Origin of the sequence: Pseudomonas sp. NFIX28, from assembly GCF_900107395.1 — a bacterium.
Lineage (GTDB): Bacteria > Pseudomonadota > Gammaproteobacteria > Pseudomonadales > Pseudomonadaceae > Aquipseudomonas.
On record NZ_FNPW01000006.1, the window covers coordinates 95837 to 107851 of the forward strand.

Annotated in this window: 12 protein-coding genes; 5 read left to right on the forward strand and 7 right to left on the reverse strand. The window is 64.1% G+C overall.

Translation table 11 applies throughout. The features are described 5' to 3' along the window. Positions 1 to 154 precede the first annotated feature (154 nt). Positions 155 to 1036, forward strand: a complete 882-nt coding sequence (locus tag BLV20_RS13565; RefSeq protein ID WP_092302650.1) for a LysR substrate-binding domain-containing protein — start codon at positions 155 to 157, stop codon at positions 1034 to 1036. A 147-nt stretch (positions 1037 to 1183) separates the two neighbouring features. Here BLV20_RS13565 and BLV20_RS13570 read toward each other — a convergent pair whose 3' ends face one another. Continuing rightward, positions 1184 to 1798 (reverse strand): NAD(P)-dependent oxidoreductase, encoded by a 615-nt coding sequence (locus BLV20_RS13570; protein WP_092302223.1) that lies wholly within the window; start codon positions 1796 to 1798, stop codon positions 1184 to 1186. A 76-nt stretch (positions 1799 to 1874) separates the two neighbouring features. Then, the gene (locus tag BLV20_RS13575) at positions 1875 to 2759 is read right to left on the reverse strand and encodes an MBL fold metallo-hydrolase (RefSeq protein ID WP_092302225.1); all 885 of its coding nucleotides are present in this window, start codon (positions 2757 to 2759) and stop codon (positions 1875 to 1877) included. Positions 2760 to 2888: 129 nt separating this feature from the next. Here BLV20_RS13575 and BLV20_RS13580 point away from each other — a divergent pair, with 129 nt between their 5' ends. After that, positions 2889 to 3794, forward strand: coding sequence for a LysR family transcriptional regulator (locus tag BLV20_RS13580; protein WP_092302227.1), 906 nt, complete (start codon positions 2889 to 2891; stop codon positions 3792 to 3794). 136 nt (positions 3795 to 3930) lie between these two features. Then, positions 3931 to 4107: a hypothetical protein gene (locus BLV20_RS31375; protein ID WP_007929787.1), complete on the forward strand. Its 177-nt coding sequence runs from the start codon at positions 3931 to 3933 to the stop codon at positions 4105 to 4107. A gap of 15 nt (positions 4108 to 4122) precedes the next feature. On the opposite strand, the gene BLV20_RS13585 is transcribed toward BLV20_RS31375, so the two are convergent. Beyond that, positions 4123 to 5013: a helix-turn-helix domain-containing protein gene (locus BLV20_RS13585; protein WP_092302229.1), complete on the reverse strand. Its 891-nt coding sequence runs from the start codon at positions 5011 to 5013 to the stop codon at positions 4123 to 4125. Between the two features lie 185 nt (positions 5014 to 5198). On the opposite strand from BLV20_RS13585, the gene pobA reads away from it, so the two are divergent. Both pobA and BLV20_RS13595 read left to right on the forward strand, forming a co-directional pair. Then, positions 5199 to 6383, forward strand: a complete 1185-nt coding sequence (pobA, locus tag BLV20_RS13590) for a 4-hydroxybenzoate 3-monooxygenase (RefSeq protein ID WP_175540197.1) — start codon at positions 5199 to 5201, stop codon at positions 6381 to 6383. Between the two features lie 77 nt (positions 6384 to 6460). After that, a complete protein-coding gene (locus BLV20_RS13595; protein WP_092302233.1) occupies positions 6461 to 7978 on the forward strand; it encodes an MDR family MFS transporter in 1518 nt (505 codons plus the stop codon). A gap of 75 nt (positions 7979 to 8053) precedes the next feature. Here the strand turns inward: BLV20_RS13595 and BLV20_RS13600 are convergent, their stop codons facing one another. The 4 genes from BLV20_RS13600 to BLV20_RS13615 form a co-directional block, all read right to left on the reverse strand. Next, positions 8054 to 8890: a cache domain-containing protein gene (locus tag BLV20_RS13600; RefSeq protein WP_092302235.1), complete on the reverse strand. Its 837-nt coding sequence runs from the start codon at positions 8888 to 8890 to the stop codon at positions 8054 to 8056. A 133-nt stretch (positions 8891 to 9023) separates the two neighbouring features. After that, positions 9024 to 9860: an ATPase gene (locus BLV20_RS13605; protein WP_092302237.1), complete on the reverse strand. Its 837-nt coding sequence runs from the start codon at positions 9858 to 9860 to the stop codon at positions 9024 to 9026. Positions 9861 to 9965: 105 nt separating this feature from the next. Then, positions 9966 to 10958 carry an NAD-dependent epimerase/dehydratase family protein gene (locus BLV20_RS13610; protein ID WP_092302239.1) on the reverse strand — a complete coding sequence of 331 codons (993 nt, stop codon included), beginning with the start codon at positions 10956 to 10958 and terminating at the stop codon, positions 9966 to 9968. Positions 10959 to 11040: 82 nt separating this feature from the next. Next, on the reverse strand, positions 11041 to 11934 hold the full coding sequence (locus BLV20_RS13615; RefSeq protein ID WP_092302241.1) for a LysR family transcriptional regulator ArgP: 894 nt from the start codon (positions 11932 to 11934) through the stop codon (positions 11041 to 11043). Between the last annotated feature and the right edge of the window lie 81 nt (positions 11935 to 12015).

Consider the following 12015-nt stretch of genomic DNA (forward strand, 5'->3'; position numbering starts at 1 on the left):
GTCTTGCCCTTCTTGTTCGCTTGAGACGGTGTGCCTGGCTGGCCGATGCATGGCCAGGCACGGGGGAAGGCGTCATTGGAACGGGCCGCGTGTAGCACGAACAATGGATAAAAAGTCATACTAGCCATGTCCCCACGTCATGCCTTGGCCCTTTATGAAACGCCTTCCGCCCTTGCCCGCGCTGCACACCTTTCTGATCACCGCGCGTTGCTGCAACTTCACCCACGCGGCCGAGCAGCTGCATATCACCCAGGGCGCGGTGAGCCGGCAGATCGCCGGCCTGGAGAGCCACCTGGGCTATGCCTTGTTCCAGCGCCAGGCCCGCGGCCTGAGCCTGACGAGCGAAGGACGCGAGTGGCTGCCGCGGATAGAGCAGGTATTCGGCTTGATCAGCGAAGGGGTCGAGCAGATCGGTGGCGGTCGCGACACCCTGCAACTCAAGGCGTCCACCTGCGTGATGCGCTGGTTACTGCCGCGCCTGATGCAGTGGCAGAAAGAGCGTCCGGACGTGCCCGTCCGGCTGACCACCACGGTGCAGCACGGGGTGGATTTCAGCCGCGAGCAGTTCGACGCCGCGGTGATCTACGGCGCCCCGCCACCTTCCTCCCTCGGGGCCTATCACCTGTTCGACGAACAGCTGACGCCGGTGTGTTCCCCGGCCTTACTCCACGGCGCGATACCGCTCAGGAGCCCGGCCGATTTGCAGCAACACATGCTGCTGCATCCGACCCTGGATACCCACGACTGGAACACCTGGCTGAAAGCTTCGGCAACGGTGCTGAACAACATCGGCAAGGGGCAGCATTTCGAGACCCTGGACCTGGCGATGTCGGTCGCCTCCCAGGGCACGGGAGTGGCCATTGGCGACTGGGCGTTGATTGGCGAAGACCTGAGCGCCGGGCGGCTGGTCATGCCCTTTGAATTGAAGGTGCGCACGGGGCTGGGCTATTACCTGGTGCACCCTGAGCGTCCAGCCCCCTCGCCGCAGCTGCGGGCCTTGCTGGACTGGCTGGTGGAACAGGCCCGGGCACGATAACCCGAAGGTCGCCGTAGCCGCTGGCGCAGCCTGCGATCGGCTGCGCAGCAGTCGTAAAACCAGACACCCCGTTCTTGCAGGCATAACGAGTTGACTGGACGACGACCGCTACGCGCTCGATCGCAGCCTTCGGCAGCAGCTACAGGCTCAGTAGCCGACTGTGAAACGCTGGCGGGAATGCTTCGGTGTTTCCAGCTCGTCGATCATAGCGATGGCGAAGTCGGCGAAGGTGATCCAGCTCTTGCCCTCGGCGCTCACCAGCAGATGGTCCTGGCCCAGGCGGAACTGCCCGCGGCGCTCGCCTTCGACGAATTCCGCCGATGGCGACAGGAAGGTCCAGTCCAGCTCTTTTTCCTGGCGCAGGGTATCGAGGAACACACTCCCGGCACTGGCTTCGGCCTTGTATTCAGCCGGGAAGCCAGCCGCGTCGATCACCCGGCTACCGTCGGGCAACAGCAACGAACCGGCACCGCCCACCACCAGCAGGCGCTTGACCCCGGCCTTCTTCACCGGCTCGATCACGGCCTTGGGCGCGATGGTGGAAAAGTGCGCCGCGCTGATCACCGCATCGTGCCCGGCGATCGCCGCCTGCAACGCCGCGCTATCCAGTACGTCGACCGCCTTGCTCACCACGCCGGCACGCTCGCCGAGGCTCGCCGGGTTGCGGACAATCGCGGTGACGCTATGGCCGCGACGCAGGGCTTCTTCCAGCAGTTGGCTACCGGCCCGGCCGGTGGCACCAATGATTGCGATCTTGCTCATGACAGTTCTCCAGTTCAGATAAGTGACACAAAGCTTTGCAGGGAATGCCCCTGCGCCAGGCGCGGGAGCACTCGATTCACCACTTCATTTCGCCCTTGGCGACCTTGGCGCTCAGCTCCAGGGAGCTGTCTTCGCCCAGGTCCGGGTAACGCTTTTTCATCGCTGCGATCAGTTCGGCGGAATCCTTGGCCTTGGCGGTTTCTTCGTCGAAGGCCTTGATGTAATCGGCGGTGAAATGCACGGCCGCCAGCGAGCGGGCGCTTTCGCCGAGGTAATGGCCAGGCACCACAGTCTGGGGTTTCAGCGCGGCGATGGCGTCCAGGGTGGTCAGCCAGTCCTTGTGGGATTGCGCGGTCTGGGTGTCGGCCATCCACACATGGATGTTTTCCGCGACCACCACGCCACCGACCACCGCCTTGATCGACGGGATCCAGACGAAGGTACGATCCGGTTGCTTGCCGTCCAGGCCGATGATGTCCAGCTTCTGCCCTTCCAGGGTCAGGCTGTGACCCTTGAGCACGCCCGGCACAATGGTCTTGGCCGGAACGTCGGCGCCCATTTTCGGGCCCCAGAATGCGAGCTTGCCGTCGACCGTGGCCTTGATGTGCTCGACGGTCGGCTGCGATGCCACGACCTTGGCCTTGGGGAAGGCCTGGGTGATGGTGTCGAGGCCGAAGTAGTAGTCCGGGTCACCGTGGCTGATGTAGATGGTGGTCAGTTGCTTGCCGCTGGCGCGGATCTTTTCCACCAGTTGCTCGGCCTGGGACTTGCCGAATTGCGCGTCCACCAGGATTGCTTCTTTCTGGCCACTGACCAGCACCGAAGTCACCGGGAAGATCGCCGCGGCGCCCGGGTTGTACACATCCAGGCTCAGGGCCGGCTCGACGGCGGCGGCATGGGCGGCGAAACCCAGGGTGGCGGTGGCCAGCAGCAGGCGCTTGAGTGAGGTGAATCCGATCATGTGCAGCTCCGATGTCTGTAGGCCGAAAATGGCCAGGCGTAAGTGGCGATGGGCATGAAGCTTAGTTGCCGCACTCGTTACAAAAAATGCGATGCTTGGACATAGTTTGTTTCTGAAAGCGGGCAAATCATGGATCGTCTCCAAGCAATGCGTGTCTTCGTCACCGTGGTCGATCTCGGCAGCCAATCAGCCGCGGCCGACCATCTGGACCTCTCGCGGCCGGTGGTGTCGCGCTATCTGGCGGAACTGGAGGATTGGGTCGGCGCCCGGCTGATGCACCGCACCACCCGCAAGCTGAGCCTGACCGCCGCGGGCACGGAGATCCTGCCCCGCTGCCGGCAGATGCTCGATTTGTCGACGGACATGCAGGCCGCCGTCAGCGAACCGGACGACGCGCCACGCGGTTTGCTGCGCATCAGTGTCAGCACCTCGTTCGGCCAGGCGCAGTTGGCCGATGCCATGGCCAGCTACGTCAAGCGTTACCCCGGCGTCAGCATCGACCTGCAGATGCTCGACCGCACGGTGAACCTGGTGGACGAGCGCATCGACCTGGCGATCCGCACCAGCAACGACCTGGACCCGAACCTGATCGCCCGGCGGCTGACGGTGTGCCGCTCGGTGATCTGCGCCTCGCCGGCCTACCTGCAAGACCACCCGACGCCGCAACGCGTCGAGGAGCTCAGCCAGCACAACTGCCTGACCCACTCCTATTTCGGCAAGAGCCTGTGGCATTTCGAGCAGGACGGCGAACAGGTTTCGGTCCCGGTGCAGGGCAATATCAGCGCCAATGAAGCCAGCACCCTGTTGCGCGCGACCATGGCCGGGGCCGGCGTGGCAATGCTGCCCAGCTACCAGGCCGGCGTGCATATCCACAGCGGCGAACTGGTGCGCCTGCTGCCCCACGCAGAACCCCGGCAAATGAACATGTACGCGGTCTACGCCTCGCGCAAACACATGCCGGCGGCGCTGCGCAGCATGCTGGATTTCCTGGTGCAGCGTTTCCCCGAGACACCGGAGTGGGACAAGGGCCTTTAAGGCCCGATCAAACCGCTGAATGCCTCGTCAACACGCAGGCTTGCGAGCAGGCAAGCGGCGTGGCCGATCCCTATGGCTGATCTATGCTGATAACAGTAACCCGCACGCGCTGGGTACTCGTTCAGAGGTGATTGCCATGAACATCAAAACAAGAAGATACCTGGCCATTTTCGTCACCTGCACCGCGACCCTGGCCCTCTATGGGACAGCCGCCTATCGCGTCGAGCAGGCCCGGCAGCAGCCACGGGTCTATGCCAGCTGCAACGTCGACCAGTGCATCCCGCACAACGCAACTCTCAACTCCCTGAAATGATGCAGGCGCGCGGCGTCACTGTTCGTGATCGGCCTTCAAGCGGTCGCGAAAGGCCTTGGGCGAGATCCCGACCCGGCGGCGGAACAGCCGCGTGAAGTTGGTGGGGTCGGAAAACCCCAGGGTGTCGGAAATCTCGTAGATGGTCATGCTGGTATAGGTCAGCAGGCGCTTGGCCTCCAGCAACTGGCGCTCATGCATGATCTGCAGGGCCGGCTGGCCCGCCAGTTCGCGGCAAGTGCCGTTGAGGTGGGAAACGGAAATTCCCAGCTTGTGCGCCAAATCCTCGACCTTCACATGCTCGCGATAGTGGGCTTCCACCAGCTGGATATACCCATTGAAATATTCCCGCGCCCGCTGCGGTCGCTGGCTGGCGCTGCGGCGCCGGATCGCCTGGCGGCTGACCCACACCATGATCACGCTGACCAGCGAATGCATGAGCATTTCCCGCGCCGGCTCACGCCCCTGGTATTCGTTCTGCAACGCGGCGAACAGGCTGTTCAGGTAGTCGCCGTCGGCGCCCGCCGGGTAGCTTTCGGCCACCGCCAGGGCATTCACCGAGTGCCCCAGCTGGGCTTGCAGATGGGCCACCAAGGGCGCCGCCAGGGTCACCACATAACCGTCGATGTCTTCGGAAAAACGAAAGCCATGCACCGACAGGGCCGGCAGGATCTGCAGCGCCGACTCCCCCAGCAGCGTGCGCTGGCCTTCGATCTCAAGCTCGGCCTGGCCGCGATGCACGAACAGCAGTTGGCAGAGGTCGGCATGCCGATGCGGCTTGATTTCCCAATGATGCTCGCGGCTGCGCTTGGAAATGGTTTCGCAGTGCAGCAGGTCCGGCGTCGGCCAGTCCAGGCTTTCCCCATAGAGTTTGAACACCGGAATTGAAGGCAAGGCAGGCTTATTCATAACTGCATCCAGGCCTCTGGGTGACGGGCGATAATCGCACCGATTGGTGAAATGAACAGGTATCGGCTCAGTTTTCACCTTCAACTGACAGCATCACAAGTGAAAAATGCAGGCACTCGAAACATAAAAATCACTCAGCGAACCTGTTCGCCTGAAGCTTGCGAGCCATAAGAACAATGAAAACCCTGAAAACTCAAGTCGCCATCATTGGCGCCGGCCCGTCCGGCCTGCTGCTCGGCCAACTGCTGCACAAGGCCGGTATCGATACCCTGATCCTCGAACGGCAAACCCCGGATTACGTCCTCGGACGCATCCGCGCCGGGGTGCTGGAACAAGGCATGGTCGACCTGCTGCGCCAGGCCGGGGTGAGCCAGCGCATGGACCGCGAAGGGCTGGTGCACGGCGGCTTCGAACTGGCCCTCGACGGCCGCCGGGTGGCCATCGACCTGCATGCACTCACTGGCGGCAAGAGCGTGATGATCTACGGCCAGACCGAAGTCACCCGCGACCTGATGCAGGCCCGCCAGGCCGTCGGCGCCCGGACCCTGTACCAGGCCGACAACGTGCGCCCCCACGAGATGCAGAGCGACCAGCCCTACCTGACTTTCGACTACCAGGGCGAGCCTCATCGCCTGGACTGCGATTACATCGCCGGCTGCGACGGTTTCCACGGGGTCGCCCGGCAGTCGATCCCGGCCGACAAGCTCAAGGTGTTCGAGCGCGTCTACCCGTTCGGCTGGCTCGGCATCCTCGCCGACACCCCGTCGGTGCATGACGAACTGGTGTACGCCCGCCACGAGCGCGGCTTTGCCCTGTGCAGCATGCGGTCAACCACCCGCACCCGCTATTACCTGCAGGTACCGGCGGAGGAAAATGTCGCCGACTGGTCCGACCAACGCTTCTGGGACGAGCTCAAGCAGCGCCTGCCCGAGGATCTGGCCGAGCGCCTGGTGACCGGCCCCTCGATCGAGAAAAGCATCGCGCCGCTGCGCAGCTTCGTGGTCGAGCCGATGCAATACGGGCGAATGTTCCTGGTCGGCGACGCCGCGCACATCGTGCCGCCCACCGGGGCCAAGGGCCTGAACCTGGCGGCCAGCGATGTCAGCACGCTGTTCAACATCCTGCTCAAGGTCTACCGCGAGCAACGCACCGACCTGCTGCAAAAGTATTCGCAAATCTGCCTGCGGCGCATCTGGAAGGCCGAGCGTTTCTCCTGGTGGATGACCGCGATGCTGCATCGTTTTGCCGACTCCGACGACTTCAGCCAGCGCATCGCCGAGTCGGAGCTGGCGTACTTCGTCGACTCCGAGGCCGGGCGCAAGACCATCGCGGAAAATTACGTCGGGCTTCCTTACGAGGCTATCGAGTAGGAGCCTATCGAGTAAACTGGCGAGCATTCCCGCTCGCCTTGCCTCCTGCGGGTCATTCACTGCCCGCAGGTTATTTCGTGTCCAATCCCAACCAGCCTGGCCAGCCCCAACCGGCTCTTCGCAGCGTCCTGATCGCCCTGATGCTGGCGATCTTCCTCGGCGCCCTGGACCAGACCATCGTCGCGGTCTCCATGCCCGCCATCTCCGCGCAGTTCAAGGACGTCAGCCTGCTGGCCTGGGTGATTTCCGGCTACATGGTGGCCATGACCGTGTCGGTGCCGATCTACGGCAAGCTCGGCGACCTCTACGGGCGGCGCAAGCTGATGCTGTTCGGCATGGGCCTGTTCACCCTGGCGTCGCTGTTCTGCGGCATGGCGCAGAACATGGAGCAACTGGTCCTGGCGCGAATCTTCCAGGGCATCGGCGCCGGCGGAATGATTTCGGTCAGCCAGGCGATCATCGGCGACATCGTCCCGCCTCGCGAGCGCGGGCGTTACCAGGGCTACTTCAGCAGCATGTACGCGGCGGCCAGCGTCGCCGGTCCGGTGCTTGGCGGCTACATGACCGAGTACCTGTCCTGGCGCTGGGTGTTCCTGATCAACCTGCCCCTGGGCCTGGGCGCCTGGCTGGTGGCCAGGCGCAACCTGCGCGGGCTGCCGGTGCCGCAGCGCAAGCCGATCATCGACTACCTCGGCACGCTGTTGATGATCGTCGGCCTGACCGCCCTGCTGCTGGCCATCACCCAGTTCGGCCAGGGTCACGCCTGGCGCAGCAAGGAGGTGCTGGGCCTGCTGACCGCTGCCGTCATCGCCCTGGCCCTGTTCGCCGGGCATGAGCGGCGCACCGAGGAACCGCTGCTGCCCATGCATCTGTTCGCCAACCGCAATGCCATGCTGTGCTGGTGCACGGTGTTCTTCACCAGCTTCCAGGCCATCTCGCTGACGGTGCTGATGCCGTTGCGCTTTCAGAGCGTTACCGGCGCCGGCGCCGACAGCGCGGCGTTGCACCTGCTGCCACTGGCCATCGGCCTGCCGATGGGCGCCTACTTCGCCGGGCGCATGACCTCGGTGACCGGCCGCTATAAACCGATGATCCTCAGCGGCGCGCTGCTGATGCCGCTGGCCATTCTCGGCATGGCTTTCAGCCCGCCCCAGGCGGTGCTGCTGGGCAGTGTGTTCATGTTGTTCGGCGGGATTGCCTCCGGCATGCAGTTCCCGACTTCGCTGGTGGGCAGCCAGAACTCGGTGGAACAACGGGATATCGGGGTCGCCACCAGCACCACCAACCTGTTCCGCTCCCTGGGCGGCGCGGTGGGCGTGGCCTTGATGTCGGCGCTGCTGCTGGCGCTGTTGCAGGACTCCAGCTTCGCCCAGTTGAGCGGTTCGGCGCTGATTGGCGAAGGCCAGTCGGGCAATGTGCTGCTCGACGGCCTCAACGCCGCCCCCGGCCCGGAACAGGGCGCGTTGCGCGCCGAGCTGCTGCGGACCTTCGAACACTTGCTGATGGCCAGCGCGGCGGTGTCGCTGCTCGGGCTGGCGGCGGCGCTGGCCATGCCCAATACGCTGCTGCGCGGGCGTGAAGACAAGGCCAGATAACGCTATCGCCAGCCAGCTCTTACAGGTGAGCGGGCTGGCGACCGGCCTTCGCCGACTGCTTCGCGGATTACCGCTTCACGGACTGTAATACCCCACCGCCACCAGGAAGTGCCCGACCTTGCGCAGATAGGCGTGCTTGTCTTCCACCTTGGCCGTTACCGGATTTTTCCAGCGGTATTCATATTCGCCCTGATCCTGGGTGGCCATCAGCGCCAGGATTGGCTCGCCCACCGGCTTGCCATCCGGGTCCTTGACCTTGCCGAAATCGGTATTGATCAGCCGCAGCGTGGTTCCGTGCGCGACGTAGCGCCGGGTGTCCAGGTCGACCACGAACACATACAGGTCGTCCTGCAGGAAGCCGCCCTTGAGCGAGTTGATCGCCATCAGCGTGCCTTTTTCGTCCTTGACCAGCTCGGTCGCCGCCTTGTCCAGCAAGGCCTTGGCCTGCTCGGCGGAGGCCCGCGGCAGGTAATAGCCGACCGCCAGGATCCGCTCGCCAACCCGCTGGTAATACACATGCTTGCGCTCGACCTTGCCGTCGGCCCAGTTCTGCCAGCGGTATTCGGCTTGCTGGATGCCATTGCCCTCGGGAATCTTCAGCGCGTCCTTGAAGGCCTTTTGCAGATCCGGCCCGAGCACCTCGGAAACATCGCGGCCAATCAGCGCCGACGATGGTCCGCCACTGGCCAGCATCACCCCCTTGGTGTCGACCACAAACACATAACGGTCCTTATCGACAAACTCGCCCTGCCGGCTGAACGCGGCAAAGGCCTTGTCACCGTGCTCGTGGTAGTAGGCCAGGGCCTTTTCCAGCAGCGCCTTGGCCGCCGTGGCATCGTCTGTCGCCTGGGCCTGGCCGCCACAAAACACCAGCAACCATCCCAGCACCGTGGCTTTGAGCAATCCCCTCATTGCGCGTCCCTCGTTCTTGTTAGTGTTTCAAGAGCGTAGACGGCTGCGGGATATGGTCGAGTATTCAGCGAAGCGGGGGGCGAAGGGAATCAAGCGCGACCTTCCCCCGCCACGCGCGGGAAGGTCGCCAAGGTCAGGGGCGGCTATTGAGCTGCTGTTGCAGATTCCGGATCTGGCTCTGCAGGGTATTGATGTTGCGGGTGACCTGGCCGCGGAAGGCGTCGAACTCGGCGGTGTTGGTGCCACCCTGGGCCGCGGCGGGACGGTTGTCCTGCTGGCTCTTGAGCACGATCATGTCCTGCTCCAGGCGCTCGATGGCCGCGTTCGGGTTGCCCTGTTTTTTCAAGGCGGCGATCTCGGCGTTCAGGCTCTTGAACTGGTCGTCGACCTTGCTGGTGTCGGCCGGCGTGCTTTTCAGCGCGGCCAGCTCGCTGCCCAAGGTTTTCACCTGGGCCTGCAACTGGCTATTGGCGGCCTGCTGCTCGGCAGCTTGCGCGGTCATCTGGGCCAGGCGCTTGTCCAGGTCCGTGGCCTGCCCGGCCACGCCCTGTTGCTGCTTGCCCTGGTCCTGCAAGCGGCTTTCGAGCTGCTTGATCTGCAGCTTCAAGGCCTCGCTGTCACTGTTGACGCTGGACTGGCTGGCCACCACCTTGCCGGAAATATCCTGCAGGCGCCCCGCCGCTTCTTCGCTGATGCGGGCGAAACTCTCCTGGGTCGCGACCAGTTGCTGCTCCATCAGCGAGATCTGCTGGAAGCTCCACCAGGCCAGGCCGATAAAGGCGAAGAACAAGGCGCCAACCAGCGCCCAGAGCGGTCCGGCACTCGGCGCCTTGACCTTGGCTGGCGGCACGCTGCGCGAATGCACCGCCGTGCGCTCGCGACCAGCGGCAGTGCTCGGGAAGTCGTCGTCGAGGGTATCGGCCCGCAGGCTGGGAATATCGTCGAAGTCGTCGTTGGCATCGTTACGCATGGGGCAACCTTTCTAAACCGCGGTGATAGCTGAATGCGGCGAGTATAAACCGCTAACCCGCCGCCCTCATCGACCCTGAACCGCGGACTCGGTTCAGTGTTTATTTCAGCCTATGTCCTGGGCCTTCCACCAGGTGCAGAACTCATCCAGGGCCGTCCACAGGCTGACCTTCGGGTCGTAGTCCAGATAATGGCGGGCGCGGCTGATATCCAGGGTGAAGTTCTTGTTCATCACCTGCATGCCCAGGCGCGACAAGGTCGGCTCCGGACGCCCCGGCCAGAGCTTGCACAGGCCCTCGTTGAGGGCCGCCACGCTGTAGGCCAGGCCAAAGGAACGATAGCGCGTGACTTGCGGCACGCCCATCTGGCGCATCACATAATTCACCACGTCCCACAACGGCACCGGCGCGCCGTTGCTGATGTTATAGGCCTTGCCCAGGGCCGAGCCGCTGGCCAGCAGACTGCTGAGCAGCGCTTCGTTGAGGTTCTGCACACTGGTGAAGTCGACCTTGTTCAGGCCGTTGCCGATGATCGCCAGACGGCCCTTGCGCTGCATCTTCAACAGGCGCGGAAAAATGCTCATGTCGCCGGCGCCGGTGACAAAGCGCGGGCGCAGCGCCAGCACTTCCAGGCCGAATTCCTGGGCGCCGAAGACCTTCTGCTCCGCCAGGTATTTGGTGGCGGCATAGGGATGCTTGAAACGCTTGGGCACTTGCTCCTCGGTCAGGCCCAGGTGATCGCGACCGTCGAAATAGATCGATGGCGACGACAGGTGCACCAGGCGCCGGACATGGCGCTTGAGGCAGGCCTCGACCACGTTTTCGGTGACCAGCACGTTGCCCTGGTGGAAATCCTGGTAACGCCCCCAGAGGCCCACCGCCCCCGCGCAATGCACCACCGCATCGACGTCGCGGCACAGGTCGCGCACCAGGTCCGCATCGCTCAAGTCACCCTGGACGAACTCGGCCCCGCGCCGCACCAGATGCTCGACACCCTCGGCCCGACGCCCGTTGACCCGCACATCCAGGCCCTGCTCAAGGGCGAAACGCGCGAAGCGTCCGCCAATGAAGCCGCTTGCGCCGGTGACCAGAATTTTCATGACTTGCTCCGATTTCTTTCGTGTTTCATGCCTGTCGCGCTGTATTGCGTGAGGGTATTGCCTGAAGTCTTGACGCCTGGTGTCACGCCAACGGCACCAGCCATTGCGCCGAAGAACGCGCCAGGTGCTCGGTGAGCAGGCCCAGCAGTTGGCCACCATTGCGCCAATGATGCCAGTACAGCGGCACATCGATCGGCTTATCTGGCAGAAGCTCCACCAACTCGCCCCGCGCCAATTGGTCGCGCACCTGCAATTCGGGCACCAGTCCCCAGCCCAGGCCGGCCTCCGTCAGGCGAATGAAACCCTCGGACGAAGGGCACAGGTGATGCTCGAACCCGCCATCGACTCCCAGCGCCGCCAGGTAGCGGTGCTGCAGGAAATCGTCCGGGCCAAACACCAGGGCTGGCGTGCGGGCCAGGCGCTCGGCTTGCACCCCCTCGGGGAAATGCCGCGCCAGGAACGCCGGGCTGGCCAGGGCGCGATAGCGCATGGCGCCCAGCAGCACGCTGCGGGCCCCCGCCACCGGCCGCTCGCTGGCGCAGACACAGGCCGCGACTTCCCCGGCGCGCATGCGCTTGAGGCCCACGGTCTGGTCTTCGACGATCAGGTCGAGGAGCAGATGCTGCTCGGCGCAGAAATCGCCCACCGCCTCGGCCCACCAGGTGGCCAGGCTGTCGGCGTTGAGGGCGATGCGCAGGCGCTCCGGCAAGCCTTCCTCGTCCAGCGCCGGCACCTGGCTCTGCAGGTCGCGCTCGAGCAGGCGCACCTGCTGCACATGGTTGAGCAGGCGCCGGCCGATTTCCGTCGGCGCCGGCGGCGTGACCCGCACCAGCACCGGCTGGCCGATCCGCGCCTCGAGCAGTTTGATCCGCTGGGAAATGGCCGATTGCGATAACCCCAGCACCTGCGCGGCGCGCTCGAATCCGGCCTGTTCGATGACCGCGGCCAGGGCGGAAAGCAACTTATAGTCGAACATCAGCTTTCCTAATGAGCGATCAGCAATATTGGTTTTTCTTATACAGCCTGCAACCGGAGAATAGCCAGCATGCTTTCTCGT

Excerpts from the sequence above, each read along its gene's own strand:
- BLV20_RS13565 (WP_092302650.1), top strand. The coding sequence starts at position 155 with ATGAAACGCCTTCCGCCCTTGCCCGCGCTGCACACCTTTCTGATCACC.
- BLV20_RS13570 (WP_092302223.1), bottom strand. The coding sequence starts at position 1,798 with ATGAGCAAGATCGCAATCATTGGTGCCACCGGCCGGGCCGGTAGCCAA.
- BLV20_RS13575 (WP_092302225.1), bottom strand. The coding sequence starts at position 2,759 with ATGATCGGATTCACCTCACTCAAGCGCCTGCTGCTGGCCACCGCCACC.
- BLV20_RS13580 (WP_092302227.1), top strand. The coding sequence starts at position 2,889 with ATGGATCGTCTCCAAGCAATGCGTGTCTTCGTCACCGTGGTCGATCTC.
- BLV20_RS31375 (WP_007929787.1), top strand. The coding sequence starts at position 3,931 with ATGAACATCAAAACAAGAAGATACCTGGCCATTTTCGTCACCTGCACC.
- BLV20_RS13585 (WP_092302229.1), bottom strand. The coding sequence starts at position 5,013 with ATGAATAAGCCTGCCTTGCCTTCAATTCCGGTGTTCAAACTCTATGGG.
- BLV20_RS13600 (WP_092302235.1), bottom strand. The coding sequence starts at position 8,890 with ATGAGGGGATTGCTCAAAGCCACGGTGCTGGGATGGTTGCTGGTGTTT.
- BLV20_RS13605 (WP_092302237.1), bottom strand. The coding sequence starts at position 9,860 with ATGCGTAACGATGCCAACGACGACTTCGACGATATTCCCAGCCTGCGG.
- BLV20_RS13610 (WP_092302239.1), bottom strand. The coding sequence starts at position 10,958 with ATGAAAATTCTGGTCACCGGCGCAAGCGGCTTCATTGGCGGACGCTTC.
- BLV20_RS13615 (WP_092302241.1), bottom strand. The coding sequence starts at position 11,934 with ATGTTCGACTATAAGTTGCTTTCCGCCCTGGCCGCGGTCATCGAACAG.